The following is a 20876-nucleotide window of genomic DNA, read 5'->3' as shown; positions in this document are numbered from 1 at the left end:
ATGAGCCGCACATTGTATAAAACAGGCGCCTTCGAACGCAGTGGGCGAAGCCTGTTTTGTGCAGTGTACGGCTCATTCCCTTGTAGAAACTCAAGATGAAAAAATGTGTAACAGATAAAACCGTAACAAATAGAACAGAGGTAGGAATACTATGATCGTAGATGAACGTATGGTCACATACATCCGGTCGCTGGAACGTCCGGAGAATCCTGTCATAGAAGCAATCGAACAGGAAGCGTTAGATAGTTTCGTGCCGATCATCCGGAAGGAAACCCAGAGTTTCCTGAAAGTCATGATGTTGATGAACCGCCCGGCGAGAGTCCTTGAAGTCGGTACAGCAGTCGGATTTTCGGCGATTTTAATGAGCGAATATCTTCCGGAAGGAAGCCATATCACAACGATAGAAAATTATGAAAAAAGAATTCCGATCGCAAGAAATAATTTCAAACGGGCAGGGAAAGAAGAACAGATCACCCTGATCGAAGGGGATGCCCTGGAAGTGATGGAGACACTGGAAGGCCCGTATGATTTTATTTTTATGGATGCGGCTAAGGGACAGTATATCCACTATATGCCGGAGGCAGTGAGACTGCTTTCGGATGGTGGCATCTTAATGTCGGATAATGTATTACAGGATGGAGATATCATTGAATCCCGGTTCGCGGTTGAACGGAGAAACCGTACGATCCACAGCCGGATGAGGGATTATCTCTATGAATTAAAACACAGTGATGTGCTGGAGACATCGATCATCCCACTGGGAGACGGTGTGGCACTCAGCATTAAGAAGAAAAAAGAAGAGAAGGAGAATCGATAAGATGAGAAACAGACATCCAGAATTACTGATTCCTGCAAGCAGTCTGGAAGTGTTGAAGACTGCGGTTATGTTTGGTGCAGATGCAGTATATATCGGAGGAGAAGCGTTCGGACTTCGTGCAAAGGCAAAAAACTTCTCCATGGAAGACATGAAAGAAGGAGTGCGGTTTGCACATGACCATGGCGCAAGAGTCCATGTCACCGTGAATATTCTTGCACACAATGATGACCTGGAGGGAGCAGCAGAGTATTTAAAAGAACTGAAAGAAATCGGTCCGGACGCCCTGATCATTGCAGACCCGGCAATCTTTATGCTTGCCAAAGAGATCTGCCCGGAGATTGAAAGACACGTCAGCACGCAGGCAAATAATACCAACTACGGTACATTTAACTTCTGGTGGAACCTGGGAGCAAAACGTGTGGTAACAGCCAGAGAGCTTTCGTTAAAAGAGATCAAAGAGATCCGTGCACATATCCCGGAAGAGATGGAGATTGAAAGCTTTATCCACGGGGCAATGTGTATCTCTTATTCCGGAAGATGTCTCTTGAGTAATTTCTTCACAGGAAGAGATGCCAATCAGGGAGCCTGTACACATCCGTGCCGCTGGAAATATTCCGTGGTAGAAGAGACGAGACCGGGCGAATATATGCCGGTATATGAGAATGAAAGAGGTACCTACATTTTCAACTCTAAGGATCTGTGTATGATCGAGCACATTCCGGAGATGATCGATGCCGGAATCGACAGCTTTAAGATCGAAGGACGTATGAAGACGGCCCTGTATGTGGCAACAGTTGCGAGAACGTACCGTAAGGCAATTGATGATTATCTGGAAGATCCGAAGAAATATGAGGCAAATATGCCGTGGTACAAGGATCAGATTTCAAATTGTACCTATCGTCAGTTCACGACAGGATTTTATTTTGGAAAACCAAGTGAAGAAAGCCAGATTTATGACAGTAATACGTATATCAGAGAGTACACATATCTTGGCATCATAGGAGAGATTAAAGACGGACTGTACAGGATTGAACAGCGAAATAAATTCTCGGTAGGCGAAGTGATTGAGATCATGAAACCGGACGGACAGAATGTAGAAGCAACTGTAGAAAAAATCATAGATGAGGATGGAAATGAACAGGAAAGTGCACCACATCCGAAACAGGTGCTTTATGTGGCACTCAGTGCAGATGCATCGGTATATGATATTTTAAGAAGAGCAGAAAAAGAAACAGAATAATCTTATGGAAAAGAAGACAGTGATTCAGTGCAAAAATGGAAAAGCACAGAATCACTGTTTTTTGCATAGAATATAATAAAACTGCCGGGGAGGGAGCCGCTGTATTGAAATCATTTCCCCAACCCCTCACAGCAGCAGAAGAAAAGTATTATGTGCAAAAATATACAGAGGGTGATCTGGAAGCAAAGCATATTTTGATAGAAAGAAATCTGAGGCTGGTTGCCCATATTGTAAAAAAATATCAGCCTCCGCCGGAGGAAATGGAAGATCTTCTGTCTATTGGGACAATAGGACTTATGAAAGCTGTTGTTACGTTTGATCCGGAAAAAAGTGCAAGACTTGCAACATATGCAGCTCGTTGTATAGAAAATGAATTATTGATGCATTTCCGCGGAAAGAAAAAATCGTCAAAAGAAGTCTCTTTGTATGAACCGATCGGAACAGACAGGGAGGGAAATGAGATACAGCTATTTGATGTGATCGAGATGGGAGAAGAAGATGTTCATCACAGGCTCGAAAAAAAAGAAGATGTCATACGATTATATCAGAAAGTTGAGTCAGAACTGTCTGCAAGAGAACGCATAGTATTGAAATTGCGGTATGGATTATATAATGAAGAAGAATATACACAGCGCGAAATCGCCAAAATGTTGGGAATTTCAAGATCATATGTTTCAAGGATTGAGAAGAGCGCAATTGAAAAACTGAGAGCCTTTTTTCCTTCTTAGAAAAGTCTTTAAGAAATCTTTAGAATTATATGGCAATTATTTTAAGAATCAAAGTCTATACTTAACACCATAAGAAAGAGACATATCAGAAGGTATGTGAGAAAGGGTGGCAGTTATGAAAGTACTGGTGTTAAGTGGAAGATTTGGAATGGGACATGAAATGGCAGCCAATGCAATCTGTGAACAGTTCCGTAAGCTTGATAAAGATACAGAAATTGTAAAAAAAGATCTCCTGGAAGAATTATATCCACATATCAGCAAACTTATTTTTGGAGGATTTCGTCTGATGGTGGAGCATTGCCACGGAATATATAACTTTATTTATAAAATGTCTGGAAAAATGAAAGTAGAAATGCAGCCGAGAGGAGCTGCGATTTATAAAAAGTTAAAGAAAATCATGGAAAAGGAACAGCCGGATGTTATTGTCTGTACACATCCGATGTGTGTAAAGGCAATTGCATCATATAAAGAAAAGACTGGACTTTCGACACCGCTGGTTACATGTATTACAGATATCAGCATGCATCCGGAATGGAAAGCAGATCAGACTGATCTGTATCTGGCACCTACCAGGGAGATTAAGGAGCATCTGATCTGTGAAGGTACAAAAGCAGAGAATATTCTTATAACAGGAATTCCTGTACGTCAGCAGTTCTTGAATATGGACAGGAATCATCTGGAAAATGAAAAAAAAGTTCGCAGAGTTCTTGTAATGGGAGGCGGACTTGGCCTCATGCCAGATTTGAGAAGATTACTGGGAAAATTGCATAGTATGCAATCTGTTCAGACCATTGTTATTACGGGAAAGAATCATAAAATGTACGAAGAATGGGTGAACCGGTATGAGGATGTCAAAGTACTGGGATATACAGAAAATATCAGTAAATATATGCGGTGGGCAGATCTTGTGATCACGTTGTTTGAAATTCTTCACAGTCAGGTACCGTTATTTGTGATTCATCCATTTCTGGAGCAGGAAATGAACAATGCAAGGTATGCGGCAGAAAAAGGATTTGCAAAAGTGGTATGGGGAAAACACGAGGATTATGTCCCGGAACTGGAAAAACTTCTGAATGACAGAAAACTTCTGAAACAGATGGATGAGAATGTAAGACATGCCCGGAAGGAAATGATAGATGTTTCTCTGGATAAGGCGGTAGAGATCATGGAAGAGAGGATGACGGCATAATGAAGAAAGCAGTAAAGGCAGGAATTATAGGTGCAGGAGCACTTGGATATAGTATCATTCCAACATATCTGATGAAGTACCACTGGATTATCAGAGACAAAAAGATGGCGAAAAAAGAAGAAAAGGTTTTATATCTGACATTTGACGACGGACCTGATACCGTATATACGAACAAATTACTGGATCTTCTGGATCAGGAACAGGTTCCGGCAACCTTTTTCATGGTAGCGGAAGCTGCACAGGGACATCCGGATATTGTGAAACGGATGAAAAAAAGTGGATATTCGATAGGAATACATTCTTTGAGTCATCAAAGTGCAATGCTGTTCGGACCTGGAAGGACGAAAAGGGATCTGAAAGAATCCAGGAAGATTATGGGAAAAATGGGAATTGACGTAAAAGAATACAGACCACCATGGGGACATTTGAACCTGATGAGTTTATACTGCATCAGGAAAATGCATTTACAACTGATTTTTTGGGATGTAATGGCGCAGGACTGGTCTGCAAAGGAGACGGCAGACAGTATCTACAATAAAATTCTTAGACGTGTATTTCCGGGAGCAGTGATATGCCTGCATGATGGAAGAGGAGAAAATGGTGCACCGGGAAGAACAATTGAAGCACTGAAAAAAGCAATTCCAATGTTAAAGGCACAAGGATATGAATTTAGAAGGATTGAAGAAAAGTATGAAACAGCAGGAAGGTCAGAGATCAGTTAAAAAATATATTGTGTTATTTATATTGCTGGTGCTCGTAGTCATATTTATTGTATTGAAGGGTGCGGATATAGAATCTGTATGGAATGCAATGAAAAATGCGGATCCGAAATGGCTGACGGCAGGCCTTGGTCTGGCAGCAGTGTTTAATATTGCAGAAGGTATTAATCTGAGAAAAGTTTTAGTATCTTTTGGATATCGGGTAAGCTTTAAAGAGGCTATGAAATATGCATATATTGGCTATTTCTTCAGTTCGGTAACACCATCGGCGACCGGAGGACAGCCATTGCAGCTATATGCGATGAGCAAAGATAAGATCCACGTGGCACATGGAACGATGGCACTTTTAACAGAGCTTACGAGTTTTCAGATTGCAGCATTTCTGATGGAAAACATTGCAGCGTTCTGGATTCTGACAGGAAGAATACACCTGAATAAAATTATGCTGATACTGGTATTGGTTGGTTATATTATGAATCTGGTTTTTATTGCCGCACTGATGATCGTGATCGTATCTGACAGACTGAAAAGAAAAATCGTAAAAGGGATTCGCTTTTTGGTTATGAAACTTCCATTTAGACATAAAGAGAAAATGGAAAGTAAAATCAATGATATATTACACGATTTTGAAAATTGCAAAGATTTTTTTAAAAAAGATCCAAACCTTACATTACAGGTAATTGGGGTGAGCCTGGTACAGATTATCTGCTGGTTCAGCGTTCCGTGGGCAGTATATCATGCAATGGGAGAAGCAGGCAGTACATTTGGAAGTCTTTTTTTACATCAGATTATATTATATATGACAACAGCGCTTCTTCCGTTTCCGGGAGCGGAAGGAATCAGTGAATTTTCTTTTGTAAAATTATTTGCCGGTATGTTTTCTTCGGTACCGGTTGCTGCTGTAGTATTGGTGAATCGTGGGATCAGTTTTTACTTCCTGTTGATCTTAAGTGGAATACTTGGTGTGGTGTTAGGACGTTTTAATGGAAGAAGTGCAGATCAAAGTGGAACGAAATACAAACTGCAACAGGAAACAGAAAATGGAACTGGAAAAATATTGACATAACAGAAAGAATAGGATATGATGATTGCACATTTAACGAAGATGAGGAATCATATATTCTGTTCTTTTTTCGTTTTATCCTATGCAGCAATGCGATGAGCAGCTGCTTCTTTAACGGCTATTTCGGCCGGAATATCAATTGTAAATTTAATTTAATAAGCTTGTACCGAAAAAAGCCGGGTGCAGGAATCACGATCGAACCTGGTGGATACGGATACAGAAAGGAGTATGTAGATGTCGTTTTGTACAGTTTTATCTGCAGCTGTTCAGGGACTGAGTGTAGAGATGATCAGAGTGGAGGCTGATGTCAGTAACGGACTTCCGATGTTTCACATGGTAGGATATCTGTCTTCGGAAGTAAAAGAAGCATCAGAGAGAGTGCGTACAGCAATTCGCAATTCGGGAATGAAATTACCGGCTAAGAAGATTATTGTGAATCTGGCTCCGGCAACAGTTAGAAAAAGGGGAGCGTCGTTTGATCTGCCGATTGCACTGGCGGTTCTGGCAGCAATGAATTATGTACCGGAAGAGGCACTAAAAGGTGTGGCAGTGATTGGTGAGGTGAGTCTGGAGGGGAAAATAAGAGGTGTGTCAGGTGTGCTGCCAATCGTTATGGAAGCTAAGAATCAGGGCTGTACTGCCTGTATTTTGCCGGAAGAAAATGAAATAGAAGGCAGGCTTGTGAGCGGGATAAAGATTCTTCCCGCTGATAATCTGGAAAAACTCTGCGCATATCTGAACGGAGATGAAAAAGAGATACATAGAAAAAAACAGGGAAGGTCCTCCGCACAAAGAAATATTTTCGAAAATAAAGAAGAGGATTTTTCAGACATATGTGGTCAAAATGCGGTGAAGAGGGCAGCGGAGATTGCCGTGGCGGGAGGACATAATTTATTGATGGCAGGACCGCCGGGATCCGGCAAGTCGATGATTGCAAGAAGGATTGCGACGATTTTACCGGAATTGTCATTGGAGGAGAGCCTGGAGATTACCAGAATATACAGTGTACTTGGAATGATAGATAAAGAGCAGCCTTTGATCACCAGGCGCCCGTTTCGAAGTGTTCATCATACCATAACGAAGACTGCATTAGTTGGAGGTGGAATGACACCAAGACCGGGAGAAATCAGTATGGCTCACGGAGGTGTGTTATTTTTGGATGAACTGGCAGAGTTTCCGAGAAATGTACTGGAAGTGTTGAGACAGCCTTTGGAGGAACATCAGATACATATTGCCAGAAATTATGGAAATTTTACATTTCCGGCAGAATTTATGCTGGTAGCAGCCATGAATCCGTGCCCATGCGGTAATTATCCGGATATGCAGAAATGTTCATGTACGCCGTCACAGATTCAGAAATATCTTGGAAAGATAAGTCAGCCATTTCTGGATCGTATGGATCTGTGTATTGAGACACCGAAAGTGGAGTACCGGGAACTGGATATAGAAAGGATAGGAAAAAAAGAGGAGGAATCATCGGAGGTAATACGAAGCAGAGTAGTAGAAGCAAGAAAATTACAGAAAAAAAGATATGAGGGAACGCAAATCCGTACAAACTCTATGCTTGGACCGGGAGAAATCAGGACCTATATTCCATTAGGCAGTGCGGAAAGAAAGTTGATGGAGAAGGCATTTGAAAGGATGGGGCTGACAGCGAGAACATATCATAAGATTTTACGAGTTGCAAGAACGATCGCTGATTTGGATTACAGTGAAAAAGTGACGGAGAAGCATTTAAAAGAGGCAATCGCTTATCGGTCGTTGGATAAAAAATATTGGGGACGTTAAGAAAGGAGAAAAGCAGATGATCTACGAATACTGGCTGGCAGGAATAAAAGAGATTACAGATCTGAAGAAGCAAAAACTAAGAGAGGTATATGGATCTGGAAAAGCCATATATTATATAGAAGAAACTAAGTTAGATAAACTGCGCTTTCTAAACGAGAAGGATGTGGCGATATTAAAGAATGCAAAAAAAGATACAGAACTTGAAGAAAAATGGAGAAGGACAGAAGAAAAAAGAATACAGTTTATTCCGTACTTTTTAAAGACGTATCCGGAAAAACTGAAATATATTACCGATCCTCCGTATGCATTATATGTACTCGGACAACTTCCGGATGAAAAAAGAAAAAGTGCGGCGATTGTAGGGGCGAGAAACTGTACGGCGTATGGTGAACAGATGGCATTACAATATGGAAAAAGCCTTGCAGAAGCAGGAATACAGATAATAAGTGGTATGGCAAGAGGAATTGACGGTGCAGGACAAAGAGGAGCGTTAAATAGCAGTTGGGCTAAAGAAAGTGGTGTGACATATGCGGTACTTGGATGCGGAGTGGATGTCTGTTATCCAAGAGAGAATATAGGATTGTATATGGATATACAGGAAAAAGGAGGAATAGTATCCGAATTTTCACCAGGAACCCAGCCGTATGCGTGGAATTTTCCAAGAAGAAATCGAATCATCAGTGCGCTGGCGGACTGGATACTTATTATGGAAGCAAAAGAAAGGAGCGGATCATTGATTACTGCGGATCTTGCACTGGAGCAGGGAAAGGATGTATATGCTCTTCCGGGACCGGTAAACAGTGTGTTAAGTCAGGGGTGTCACAGACTGATCAGGCAGGGAGCGGGGATATTGATTACCCCGGAAGAATTGATGGATGAATGGAACATTAATCCGGTGGAAATCGGGCAAAAAGGAAACAAAAGTGAAAAAATGCTTGAAAGTCCTGAGTTTATGGTGTATAGTTGTCTCGATTTGTTCCCGAAAGGGACAGATCAGCTGATGAAAGAAACAGGACTTTCGGTTACAGAGTTAATGGAAAGACTGATCACGTTAGAATTAAATGGATATGTAAAGGAAGTATCCAGAAATTATTATATAAGGCTGCAGTAAAGATACAGCCGCTATTATGGAGGAAATTATGGCACGCTATCTGGTAATCGTGGAGTCACCTGCGAAGGTGAAAACAATTAAAAAGTTTTTAGGAAGTAATTATGTAGTGACCGCATCGAATGGTCACGTAAGAGATATGCCCAAGAGCCAGATGGGTATCGATATTGAAAATGATTATGAACCAAAATATATAACGATCAGAGGAAAGGGAGAAATCCTTGCAAAGCTTCGCAAGGAAGTGAAGAAAGCTGACAAGATTTATCTGGCAACTGACCCGGACCGTGAAGGAGAAGCAATATCCTGGCATCTGAGTAAAGCGTTAAAATTGGAGGATAAAAAATTTTATCGAATCAGTTTTAATGAGATTACCAAGAATGCAGTAAAAGCGTCGCTTAAGAATCCAAGAGAGATAGACATGGATCTGGTAGATGCACAGCAGGCACGTCGTGTCCTGGACAGAATTGTAGGCTACAAGATCAGTCCGCTTTTGTGGGCAAAGGTTAAGAGGGGATTAAGTGCCGGCCGTGTACAGTCTGTTGCACTTCGAATTATTGCAGACAGAGAAGAGGAGATAGATGCATTTATACCGGAAGAGTATTGGACACTTGATGCGAATCTGAAAGTGAAAGGCGAAAGAAAACTTCTTACGGCTAAATTCTATGGAACAGAGAAAAATAAGGTGACGATTTCATCAAAGGAAGAACTGGATGCAATTGTCAAAGAAGTAGAGAATGCAGATTATTCTGTTGCAGACATAAAAAAAGGAGAAAGAACAAAGAAAGCACCGGTACCTTTTACAACCAGTACACTTCAGCAGGAAGCGTCTAAAGCGCTGAATTTTGCGACGGCTAAGACAATGCGTATTGCGCAGCAGTTATATGAAGGTGTTGACATCAAGGGCAGTGGAACGGTAGGTCTGATCACATATCTGCGTACTGATTCTACCCGTATTTCAGAGGAAGCAGATGCAGCAGTAAGAGAATATATCAAAGAAGGATTCGGAGAAGAATATGTAGCGGAGGGTGATGCAAAGAAGACTTCTGATAAGAAAATCATCCAGGATGCGCATGAGGCGATTCGTCCGACTGATGTAACCAGAACTCCGGCAGCAGTGAAAGAATTCCTGAGCAGGGATCAGTTCCGTCTGTATCAGCTTGTGTGGAAACGCTTTATCGCCAGCAGAATGCAACCGGCGAGATATGAGACCACTTCTGTTAAGATTGCAGCAGGACAGTACCGTTTTACTGTTGCCGCATCCAAAGTTTCATTTGAAGGTTTCAAAAGTGTGTACACAGAAGCGGGAGAGGCAAAAGAAGAGAACAATGTATTATTAAAAGGTCTCGATATGGATTCGGTTCTTACGAAGGAAAGCCTTGATACGAAGCAGCACTTTACGCAGCCGCCGGCTCATTATACAGAAGCAACACTGGTTAAGACACTGGAAGAACTCGGAATCGGCCGTCCAAGTACTTATGCGCCGACAATTTCCACAATTATTGCAAGACGTTATGTGGCCAAAGAAAATAAAAATCTCTATCTGACTGAGATTGGAGAAGTTGTAAATCATATTATGAAGCAGTCATTCCCAAGTATTGTAGATGTGAACTTTACAGCTAATATGGAAAGTCTTCTTGATGGAGTCGCAGAAGGCAAAGTCAGATGGAAAACAATTATTGAAAACTTCTATCCAGATCTGGAAGCAGCAGTAGAAAAAGCTGAAAAAGAACTGGAACAGGTGAAAATAGAAGATGAAGTTACAGATGTAATCTGTGAACAATGTGGACGTAATATGGTAGTGAAGTATGGTCCGCATGGAAAATTCCTGGCTTGTCCAGGATTCCCGGATTGCCGTAACACCAAACCATATCTGGAAAAAATAGGAGTACCATGCCCAATCTGCGGAAAAGACGTTGTAATCCGTAAAACGAAAAAAGGAAGAAGATATTACGGATGTGAAGATAATCCGGAATGTGAATTTATGTCATGGCAGAAGCCATCAACAAAAAAATGCCCGAGATGTGGCGCATATATGCTTGAAAAGGGAAATAAACTGGTCTGCAGTGATGAACAGTGTGGATATGTAGAAAATATTGAAAATACTAAGGAAAATTAGGAAAATTCGTTGAATGTTTCAGAATTGTATGATAATATACATTCATAAGGATGGAGGAATGTAAATGGGCGTACAATTGTTGGATAAAACCAGAAAAATCAACAAATTACTGCATAACAACAGTTCGAGCAAAGTCGTATTTAACGATATCTGTGAAGTCCTTACAGAGATTCTGGATTCGAACGTATTGGTGATCAGTAAAAAAGGAAAAGTGCTTGGCGGAAGCAAATGTGAAGGTGTGCCTTACATTACCGAATTGATCGAGAGAGAGATCGGAAAGCATGTAGATGATATGCTGAATGAGCGCCTGCTTAGTATCTTATCAACAAAAGAAAATGTAAATCTTCAGACACTTGGATTTTCCGAAGAAACTGTCAAAGGTTACCAGGCGATCATTACACCTATTGACATTGCCGGAGAACGACTTGGAACACTTTTTATTTATAAAAAAGATAAGGTGTATGAAATTGATGACATTATTCTGAGCGAATATGGAACGACGGTCGTTGGCCTTGAGATGTTAAGATCCGTGAATGAAGAAAGTGCAGAAGAGACCAGAAAAGAGCATATTGTACAGTCTGCGATCAGCACATTGTCTTATTCGGAACTGGAGGCGATCATTCATATATTTGATGAACTGGATGGAGCCGAAGGAATCCTTGTTGCAAGTAAGATTGCAGATCGAGTAGGAATTACAAGATCCGTTATTGTAAATGCTCTTAGAAAATTCGAAAGTGCAGGGGTAATAGAATCCCGCTCTTCGGGAATGAAAGGAACGTATATTAAAGTAATCAATGATTACGTATTTACTGAACTGGACCGCATTAAAGCAGAACGTACAAAATAATAAGAATTATAAAGGGTATCGGGCGACTGATACCCTTTTCATACTATAAAAGGAGGATACAGGCAGTGGGATATGAAGGATGTACAGCAAAACTCCGAATGGAACGTGTGATTCTGGAGGACAGTTTTTTTGATGAAACGGAATATTTATGTAAGATCATAGCATATGATGAGGAAGAAGAAACGTTGTATCTGGTATCTGAAGAAGCGGAACTTACATCATATTCATTGGATGGTATTTATGAATGCAGCATTGAGAATTTAGAAGATCCGGTGATATGTAAAGGAATTATAAAAGAACGTTACTGGAATAAGGCTGGAAAAGTGATGAAATTCAAAATACAAAACGGATTTTATAAAAAACTTCTAAACTAAATAGAAAGTGTGTTGACAAACCAAAAAGAGAGTGCTATTTTATATCTAGAATCTTTCAGCACTCTCTTTTGTTGAGTGCTAATAATACAGAAAATGATTTAAGGAGGAATAGATATGAAGTTAGTACCATTAGGTGACAGAGTTGTATTAAAACAGTGTGTAGCAGAGGAGACTACAAAGTCAGGAATCGTGATCCCTGGACAGTCCAAAGAAAAACCACAGCAGGCAGAGGTTATCGCTGTAGGACCAGGCGGAATGGTAAATGGAAAAGAAGTTGAGATGCACGTTACAGCAGGTCAGCAGGTAATTTATTCCAAATATGCAGGAACAAATGTTGAGATCGATGACGAAGAATACATCATCGTAAAACAAGATGATATTTTAGCCATCTGTGAGTAATTAAGCAAATCATTTATATATTTCAGGAGGTAGATACCAATGGCAAAAGAAATTAAATATGGTGCAGAAGCAAGAAGAGCTTTGGAAGAAGGCGTTAATAAACTTGCTGATACAGTAAGAGTAACAATCGGACCAAAAGGACGTAATGTAGTTCTGGATAAATCATTCGGAGCACCACTGATCACAAATGATGGTGTTACAATTGCAAAAGAGATCGAACTGGAAGACAGATTTGAGAACATGGGAGCACAGCTGATTAAAGAAGTCGCTTCCAAGACAAATGATGTAGCCGGAGACGGTACTACAACAGCAACCGTACTTGCACAGGCAATGGTTCATGAAGGTATGAAGAACCTGGAAGCAGGAGCTAACCCAATCATTCTTCGTAAAGGAATGAAGAAAGCTACAGATGTGGCTGTTGAAGCAATTGCAAAGATGTCAAGCAAAGTAAAAGACAAAGACCAGATTGCAAAAGTAGCAGCAATCTCAGCAGGTGATGCTGAAGTCGGACAGATGGTAGCAGACGCTATGGAAAAAGTATCTAATGACGGAGTCATCACAATTGAAGAATCTAAAACTATGAAGACAGAGCTGGACCTTGTAGAAGGGATGCAGTTTGACCGCGGATATGTATCTGCATATATGGCAACAGACATGGACAAAATGGAGGCTAATCTGGATGATCCATATATCCTGATCACAGATAAGAAGATTTCTAACATTCAGGAAATCCTTCCACTTTTGGAGCAGATCGTTCAGGCGGGAGCAAGACTTCTTATCATTGCAGAGGATATCGAAGGAGAAGCTCTTACAACACTGATCGTTAATAAACTGCGTGGAACATTCAATGTTGTTGCAGTTAAAGCACCTGGATATGGCGACAGAAGAAAAGAGATGTTAAAAGACATCGCTACACTGACAGGTGGTCAGGTAATTTCAGAAGAGCTTGGCATGGAACTGAAAGATACAACTATGGATCAGCTTGGACGCGCAAAATCTGTAAAAGTACAGAAAGAAAATACAGTCATCGTTGATGGCATGGGAGACAAGAATGCAATCGCAGATCGTGTTGCACAGATCAAGGCTCAGATCGAAGAGACAACATCTGATTTCGATAGAGAAAAACTGCAGGAAAGACTTGCAAAACTTGCAGGCGGAGTAGCTGTTATCCGTGTCGGAGCAGCAACAGAGACTGAGATGAAAGAAGCAAAACTTCGTATGGAAGATGCTCTGAATGCTACAAGAGCAGCAGTAGAAGAAGGCATCATTTCCGGTGGTGGATCAGCTTATATCCATGCATCAAAAGCAGTTGCTAAGGCAATTGAAGAACTGGAAGGCGATGAGAAGACAGGTGCCAAAGTTGTACTGAAAGCCCTGGAAGCTCCGTTATTCCACATTTCTGCAAATGCAGGACTCGAAGGTGCTGTTATTATTAACAAAGTAAGAGAGTCAGAAGTCGGAACAGGATTTGATGCCCTGACAGAACAGTATGTAGATATGGTTGAAAACGGAATTCTTGATCCGGCAAAGGTTACAAGAAGTGCGCTTCAGAATGCAACATCTGTTGCTTCTACACTCCTTACAACAGAGTCTGTTGTGGCTGATATCAAAGAAGATGCACCAGCTGTGCCGGCAGGAAATCCGGGCATGGGTATGATGTAAATCATAAACGGTATATATATTAAATTTTTGAGAACTCCTCGTCAGAGGAGTTTTCTTTTTACTGTCAGGTGTGCTACAATAGACATAGCTTAAAGCAGACTTGGAGGAAAGAAAAATGGATGATTTTTACACAGAGCAGCTGATAAAAAAACAGGCGGACTCAAAGGATACACTTAAGAAAGTGGGACTGATAGCATTAACTGTTGTGTCAGTGCTTTTGGTTTTTGTTATACCGGTGGGAATTATATTACCGGTTGTGATGATCGTGATCGATGTGCTGATGTTCCGCAATCTGAATGTGGAGTATGAGTATGTATTTGTAAATGGTGATCTTGATATTGACAAAATCATGAATAAGGCCAGAAGAAAAAGGATGTTTTCTGTAGATGCAGATCAGATGGAACTTCTGGCACCGGTCGGGGCGGTAGAATTAATGCAGTATAAAAAGATTAAAACATATGATTACACATCTGGAAAAAAAGATGAGAAAATTTATGCGCTGATCGCTTCAAATAAAGGCGAAGTGTGCAAGGTTTTGTTCGAACCAAATGAGACAATTGTTGAAGGATTCTTTGTTAAAGCACCTAGAAAAGTAATCAGAAAGTAATCAGAAAATTAATCAAAAACTGAAAAAAATATTGTATTAAAATAAAAACATTTCAAAAGATGTTGACAAATGTAGGTGTGATTCGCTAAGATAGCTGTTAAATATGAATAAACAAAAGAAAGAGAGGTTCAAATCATGGGAAAGATAATTGGAGAAGGTATTACATTTGATGATGTGCTTTTGGTTCCGTCATATTCAGAAGTAATTCCGAACCAGGTAGATTTATCTACTTACCTGACTAAAAAAATTAAGTTAAACATTCCGATGATGAGTGCTGGAATGGATACCGTTACAGAGCACCGCATGGCAATTGCAATGGCCAGACAGGGGGGCATCGGAATTATCCATAAAAATATGTCAATCGAACAGCAGGCAGAAGAAGTGGACAAGGTAAAGCGTTCCGAGAATGGCGTCATTACAGATCCATTTTACTTGTCACCGGATAACACACTGGAAGATGCGAATAACCTGATGGCGAAATTCAGAATTTCAGGTGTGCCGATCACTGAAGGAAAGAAATTAGTTGGTATTATTACAAACCGTGATTTGAAATTTGAAGAGGATTTCTCTAAAAAGATCAGAGAATCGATGACTTCCGAAGGACTTATTACAGCACCGGAGGGAATCACATTGGAAGACGCAAAGAAGATTCTTGCAAAAGCAAGAAAAGAAAAGCTTCCGATCGTAGATAAAGATTTCAATCTGAAAGGTCTTATTACGATTAAAGATATTGAAAAACAGATTAAATATCCGTTATCTGCAAAAGATGCTCAGGGACGTCTCCTTTGTGGAGCAGCAATCGGAATCACAGCAAATTGCCTTGAAAGAGCACAGGCACTGGTAGATGCAAAGGTTGATGTGGTTGTTCTTGATTCGGCTCATGGACATTCAGCAAACGTGCTTCATACAGTAGACATGATCAAGAGTAAATTCCCTGATCTGCAGGTGATCGCAGGTAATGTTGCTACAGGAGCTGCAACAGAGGATCTGATCAAAGCTGGTGTCGATGCTGTAAAAGTTGGAATCGGACCTGGATCAATCTGTACAACACGTATTATCGCAGGTATCGGTGTTCCTCAGATTACAGCGGTTATGGATTGCTACGAAGCAGCAGATAAATACGGAATTCCAATCATTGCAGATGGAGGAATTAAGTATTCAGGAGATATGACAAAGGCAATCGCAGCCGGAGCAAATGTATGTATGATGGGAAGTATCTTTGCAGGATGTGATGAGAGCCCGGGAACATTCGAATTATTCCAGGGTAGAAAATATAAAGTATATCGTGGTATGGGATCTATCGCAGCAATGGAGAATGGAAGCAAAGACCGTTACTTCCAGACAGATGCGAAGAAGCTGGTTCCGGAAGGTGTAGAAGGACGAGTTGCTTATAAAGGAAGCGTTGAAGATACAGTATTCCAGTTGATGGGAGGCCTTCGTTCCGGTATGGGATATTGCGGAGCAGCGACAATTGAAGATCTGAAACAGACAGGTAAATTCGTAAAGATTTCTTCTGCTTCATTAAAAGAAAGTCATCCACATGATATTCACATTACAAAAGAAGCACCAAACTACAGTGTAGATGAATAAAGAAAGATTAAGGCGTCGTGAAAACGGCGCCTTTTTAACTACATATTTGAAAAAATTGGAAAGATCTGGCATATAAAAAATATAATAAAATTTTCTTTGCATCAAGGTTTTCAGCGGTGAATATATAGAGTATAATAAGATTTAGATAGTGTACTTGGTATATAAATGAGAATAATAAATATACAAGTAATATTAAAAAATATAAAGAAAAAAGGAGATACCTGGACATGAAAAAAGAATTTGGAGCAACAAAGAACGGGGAAAAAGCAAGCTGTTATGTACTGAAAAACAGCAAAGGAATGGAGGCAGTGGTATCAGATTTTGGAGCTTCTTTACTGAAACTTTATGTACCGGATAAAGATGGAAAGACGCAGGATGTTGTGCTTGGATATGAGACACTGGAGGATTACGAGAATGGAGGAGATTCTCTGGGGGCTACAGTAGGCCGTGTGGCAAACCGTATTGGAATGGCCGAATTCGAACTGAACGGAAAGAAATATGAACTGACAAAGAACGATAATGGGAAAAATACACTTCATGGAGGAATTGATTTCTATAATAAAAGAATGTGGGATGTAAAAGAAGAGGATGATACACATGTGGTATTTGCACTTGTAAGTCCGGATGGGGATCAGGGATTCCCGGGAGAAGTGAAAATAGAGGTATCTTATACAATCACAGAAGAAAATGAATTAAAGATTCATTATCATGCAATTCCGGATCAGGATACTCTTCTGAATATGACAAATCACAGCTATTTTAACTTATCAGGACATGCTTCCGGAACGGCATGGAACGCAAAGGTGTGGATAGATGCAGATGCATTTACTGAAACAGATGCAGAACTGATTCCGACAGGAACGGTAGTTCCGGTAGAAGGAACACCGATGGATTTTAGAAAAGAGAAAGTCGTTGAAAAAGAAATCGGAGCAGATTATACACCACTGAAGCTGGCAGGCGGCTATGACCACAACTGGGTATTAAATGGAAAAGGATTCAGAAAAGCAGCCTCTGCTGAATCTGAAGAGACAGGTATTAAGATGGAAGTGTATACTGACCTTCCGGGAATACAGTTCTATTCCGGTAATTTCCTTGCAGGATCAAAAGGAAAAGAGGGAGCTGTGTATGAAAAAGGATATGGTATATGCTTTGAAACACAGTACTTCCCAGATGCCATTCATAAAGAAAATTTTGAATCTCCGATCACAAAGGCCGGAGAAGTATATGATACGACAACTGTATACAAATTCTGCTAATTTCATAAAAATATAAGAATCTCTTCAAAAGACATTTAAAAATGAATGATAAGATAGATGAAAGTGTACTATATATGGAGAGATAAAAAAGAGATAAAAATGAAACGAAGCAGGAAAAGAAAAAAGAATAAAACGCTGAGCCGTTCTAAAAAAGGATTGATTATTCTTATTATAATAACGGTTTTGCTTTGTGTGGTGACAACTTTAAAAAAACAGGAGCAGTCGAAAGAATATACGGAAAATAAAAGTGATTACATAGATTCCGTAAAGCCGGATATAGACGTAGAACTGCTGACACCGAATGAATATTCCCGGCCTGGGATTGCAACAAATAAGATTACCGGAATTGTGGTTCATTATACAGCGAATCCCGGTGCCACAGCTATGAATAACCGTGACTACTTCGAGGGACTGAAAGATAGCCACATTACGAAAGCAAGCAGCAACTTTGTTGTAGGACTGGAAGGAGAGATTGTTCAGTGTGTACCGACGTGGGAGATAGCATATGCTTCAAACAGCAGGAATATTGATACAGTATCAATTGAATGCTGTCACCCGGACGAGACGGGAATTTTTAATAAAAAGACATATCAATCCATGGTGGATCTTTGTGCATGGCTGTGTCTGAAATTTGATCTGGATGAAAATGATGTTATAAGACATTATGATGTGACCGGAAAGATTTGCCCTAAATATTTTGTGGAAAATGAGGATGCGTGGAGAAAGTTCAAAAGTGATATAGGAACAAAACTGAAAAAATTAGAGGAATATCAATAAATCTCCTTACTTTTATCACAGATTAAACACAATTGAGCTGTAAACTACAAGCATAAGATATGAAAGGGGCAATCAGATATGGAAAATCAATATAATTATTATACATCCGATCAGAATATGAATACAGAAAATTACAGCACGGGTGGAAACCAGGATCAAGGTCCGAAGAAAAAACACGGAAAGGGCGCCTCAAGATGGGCAAAAGTGGTATGTACAGGACTGGTTTTCGGAGTGGTTGCAAGTGCGGCATTTCAGACAAGTAATATTGTGGCTGGAAAAGTTTTGGGAACCACACAGACAACAAACAAAACTGCAAAAACAACAACGACAGCCAATAGTGCAAAACTGACAACATCTTCTAACAGTTCTTCGGGTACGGCTAATGTAACAGAGGTCGCAAAGAATGCAATGCCATCCATTGTTTCTATTACAAATATGAGCGTGCAGGAGGTACAGAATTTCTTCGGAGGTACACAGAAACAGAAAAGTGAGAGCGCGGGTTCAGGTATTATCGTAGGTCAGAATGATTCAGAATTATTGATTGTAACGAATAATCATGTTGTAGAAGGAAGCAGTACATTGACTGTAACATTTATAGATGAAGAAAGTGTAGAAGCTGATATTAAGGGAACGAATTCGGATAAAGACCTTGCGGTAGTAGCAGTTCCTTTAAGTAAGATCAAAGATTCAACGATGAATAAGATTGCGGTAGCAACCTTGGGTGATTCGGATAAAACCCAGGTGGGAGATCAGGTAATCGCAATTGGTAATGCGCTTGGATATGGACAGTCAGTAACAACCGGTATCGTATCCGCTAAAGAACGTACAATGGACAGCTATGACGGAAAACTTCTTCAGACAGATGCGGCTATTAATCCTGGAAACAGTGGTGGAGCACTTTTAAATGCGAACGGAGAAGTGATTGGTATTAATTCTGCAAAGATTGCAACCGAGACAGTAGAAGGAATCGGATATGCAATTCCTGTATCAGATGTAAGCGATCTGATTACGAATCTTATGAACCAGAAAACAAAAACAAAAGTTGCAGAATCCGAAAGAGGCTATATTGGAATTAAGGGTGTAGATGTAACATCAGACAGTGCTCAAATGTATAATATGCCGACGGGTGTATATGTATCAGAAGTTATTTCCGGTGGTGGTGCAGAAAAGGCTGGTATTACAAAAGGTGCTGTTATTACAGGAATTGAAGGAACAACAGTAGATGGAATGGATGCACTTCAGGAACAGCTTCAATATTATAAAGCCGGAGAAAAGGTAAAAATTACAGTTCAGACACAGAGCAAGAATGGCGAATATGAGAAAAAAGATGTTGAAGTAACATTAGGAAAACAATCTGAATAATTTGGATAAAAAATTGATATTTGCAAATTGATGTAGTATAATGTCAATGTATGTAAGATATACACAGCCGAAAGGTCTGAAAGCACAGTTTGAAATAATACACTATGGGGAGGGACAGATTCATATGAAGTGTCCAATATGTGGTCAGGAATTAAGACCAGGAAAAAAAGATCCGAATTATCTGTTGTGCTATAATTGCAAAAAGAAGTTCAAAATTCCACAAAGTGCTCACAAAGTACAGAAGAGAGCAGAAAAGCCGGAGCCTGAAGAGCAGAAGTATTCGAATATACCGCCGAAAGAGGTACGTGAAAAACGCGAACAGGAAATGCGAGATGCATATGATGAACTCCTTGCAGTAGGGGATGGAAGAAAGAAAAAGAAACCAACTCCAAAACCGCAGCGCAGAGAGGAATTAGAGGATGATTTTTATGATGATATTGAGGAAGAAGAAGAGAAGATGTCAAAAGCACCAATCATTATTCTTGCAATTGCTATCATCGTAGTAGCTGGATTAATTGCATTCATGCTGCTGAGATAATTAATTAAGGGAGTATACCGATAACGAATTATCTAAAATACTGACTTGGCAAATAGGCAGGTCAGTATTTTTTTGTGAGTATTTTATTTGGAAACATTAAAATGCAAAAGAACTTGTTCCTTATAAGAAAAGGAAGATTATGCAAAAGATAATTGTCAGAATTATCTGAATTGCAGAAAATGTAAAAACAATATTGACAATTCAAATCCCGTTGTGATATATTAGTCTAGCTGTCGCGAGAGACGAGGCCGTGAGGTAACAGAGTCAACGCAGAAGACAGTATTAGAGATATATAATAAATAGAAGATATGCATGAGTGGGAATGCAAGATTGTATATTAGATAGTTATATATTAGAGAAATGATTCGCTGTGAATTGTTTCGGAAGTTTCAGAATTGATACAAATCAATTTTGAAAAAAGAATAAAATAACAGTTGACAAACACAACTGCTTATGATATTCTAAATAAGCTGTCGCTTGAGACAAACGAAAGTTTGGCGGAAGGATAGCGGTCGAACAGCTGGAAAGCTGGTCGAAAAAAAGATTAAAAAAGTTCTTGACAAACGTCGATGAATATGATAATCTAAATAAGCTGTTTCAAACAGCAAAGACAAAGAACCTTGATAATTAAACAATAGACAACAACCCTGAAAATTCTAAAGAGAATTATTCAGAACAGACATTTAATGTCGAACC

19 protein-coding genes are annotated in these 20876 nt (G+C 40.0%); all 19 read left to right on the top strand.

Features of this window, described 5'->3' with window-relative positions:
- The first annotated feature begins 151 nt into the window (after positions 1-151).
- The 19 genes from NCY30_RS09455 (at position 152) to NCY30_RS09365 (ending at position 20180) form a co-directional block, all read left to right on the top strand.
- Positions 152-817 carry an O-methyltransferase gene (locus tag NCY30_RS09455; RefSeq protein WP_173784695.1) on the top strand — a complete coding sequence of 222 codons (666 nt, stop codon included), beginning with the start codon at positions 152-154 and terminating at the stop codon, positions 815-817.
- Position 818: 1 nt separating this feature from the next.
- On the top strand, positions 819-2057 hold the full coding sequence (locus tag NCY30_RS09450; RefSeq protein WP_006428551.1) for a peptidase U32 family protein: 1239 nt from the start codon (positions 819-821) through the stop codon (positions 2055-2057).
- A 104-nt stretch (positions 2058-2161) separates the two neighbouring features.
- Positions 2162-2785: an RNA polymerase sporulation sigma factor SigK gene (gene sigK / locus NCY30_RS09445; protein WP_055194621.1), complete on the top strand. Its 624-nt coding sequence runs from the start codon at positions 2162-2164 to the stop codon at positions 2783-2785.
- A gap of 115 nt (positions 2786-2900) precedes the next feature.
- Positions 2901-3974 carry an MGDG synthase family glycosyltransferase gene (locus NCY30_RS09440; protein ID WP_250818685.1) on the top strand — a complete coding sequence of 358 codons (1074 nt, stop codon included), beginning with the start codon at positions 2901-2903 and terminating at the stop codon, positions 3972-3974.
- On the top strand, positions 3974-4696 hold the full coding sequence (locus NCY30_RS09435; RefSeq protein ID WP_250818684.1) for a polysaccharide deacetylase family protein: 723 nt from the start codon (positions 3974-3976) through the stop codon (positions 4694-4696). Before NCY30_RS09440 ends, NCY30_RS09435 begins: the two co-directional genes overlap by 1 nt.
- On the top strand, positions 4665-5759 hold the full coding sequence (locus tag NCY30_RS09430; protein ID WP_055181835.1) for a lysylphosphatidylglycerol synthase transmembrane domain-containing protein: 1095 nt from the start codon (positions 4665-4667) through the stop codon (positions 5757-5759). The genes NCY30_RS09435 and NCY30_RS09430 overlap by 32 nt, the downstream gene beginning before the upstream one ends.
- Before the next feature lie 231 nt (positions 5760-5990).
- A complete protein-coding gene (locus tag NCY30_RS09425; protein ID WP_055303951.1) occupies positions 5991-7544 on the top strand; it encodes a YifB family Mg chelatase-like AAA ATPase in 1554 nt (517 codons plus the stop codon).
- Positions 7545-7560: 16 nt separating this feature from the next.
- Positions 7561-8655 (top strand): DNA-processing protein DprA, encoded by a 1095-nt coding sequence (gene dprA, locus NCY30_RS09420; RefSeq protein WP_161170440.1) that lies wholly within the window; start codon positions 7561-7563, stop codon positions 8653-8655.
- A 28-nt stretch (positions 8656-8683) separates the two neighbouring features.
- Positions 8684-10768 (top strand): type I DNA topoisomerase, encoded by a 2085-nt coding sequence (gene topA, locus NCY30_RS09415; protein ID WP_022415147.1) that lies wholly within the window; start codon positions 8684-8686, stop codon positions 10766-10768.
- 64 nt (positions 10769-10832) lie between these two features.
- Positions 10833-11615, top strand: a complete 783-nt coding sequence (gene codY / locus NCY30_RS09410; protein WP_006428541.1) for a GTP-sensing pleiotropic transcriptional regulator CodY — start codon at positions 10833-10835, stop codon at positions 11613-11615.
- Positions 11616-11680: 65 nt separating this feature from the next.
- Positions 11681-11989, top strand: coding sequence for a hypothetical protein (locus NCY30_RS09405; RefSeq protein WP_022415148.1), 309 nt, complete (start codon positions 11681-11683; stop codon positions 11987-11989).
- 114 nt (positions 11990-12103) lie between these two features.
- Positions 12104-12388, top strand: a complete 285-nt coding sequence (locus NCY30_RS09400; RefSeq protein ID WP_006428539.1) for a co-chaperone GroES — start codon at positions 12104-12106, stop codon at positions 12386-12388.
- A gap of 39 nt (positions 12389-12427) precedes the next feature.
- Positions 12428-14050 (top strand): chaperonin GroEL, encoded by a 1623-nt coding sequence (groL, locus tag NCY30_RS09395; protein ID WP_006428538.1) that lies wholly within the window; start codon positions 12428-12430, stop codon positions 14048-14050.
- Positions 14051-14165: 115 nt separating this feature from the next.
- A complete protein-coding gene (locus NCY30_RS09390) occupies positions 14166-14657 on the top strand; it encodes a DUF6106 family protein (RefSeq protein WP_006428537.1) in 492 nt (163 codons plus the stop codon).
- Between the two features lie 135 nt (positions 14658-14792).
- Positions 14793-16247, top strand: coding sequence for an IMP dehydrogenase (gene guaB, locus NCY30_RS09385; RefSeq protein WP_006428536.1), 1455 nt, complete (start codon positions 14793-14795; stop codon positions 16245-16247).
- A gap of 227 nt (positions 16248-16474) precedes the next feature.
- Positions 16475-17503: an aldose epimerase family protein gene (locus NCY30_RS09380; protein WP_006428535.1), complete on the top strand. Its 1029-nt coding sequence runs from the start codon at positions 16475-16477 to the stop codon at positions 17501-17503.
- Positions 17504-17602: 99 nt separating this feature from the next.
- Positions 17603-18280: a peptidoglycan recognition protein family protein gene (locus tag NCY30_RS09375; protein WP_243117858.1), complete on the top strand. Its 678-nt coding sequence runs from the start codon at positions 17603-17605 to the stop codon at positions 18278-18280.
- Positions 18281-18358: 78 nt separating this feature from the next.
- Positions 18359-19642, top strand: coding sequence for a S1C family serine protease (locus tag NCY30_RS09370; protein ID WP_130096652.1), 1284 nt, complete (start codon positions 18359-18361; stop codon positions 19640-19642).
- A 124-nt stretch (positions 19643-19766) separates the two neighbouring features.
- Complete coding sequence (locus tag NCY30_RS09365) at positions 19767-20180, top strand: hypothetical protein (RefSeq protein ID WP_044920531.1); 414 nt, start codon at positions 19767-19769, stop codon at positions 20178-20180.
- Positions 20181-20876 lie beyond the last annotated feature (696 nt).

Origin of the sequence: Dorea sp. MB18-49, from assembly GCF_023669465.1 — a bacterium.
GTDB lineage: Bacteria > Bacillota > Clostridia > Lachnospirales > Lachnospiraceae > Dorea_A > Dorea_A longicatena.
The sequence above is the reverse complement of the archived record's forward strand: the minus strand, read 5'-3'. Positions and strand labels throughout refer to the sequence as shown.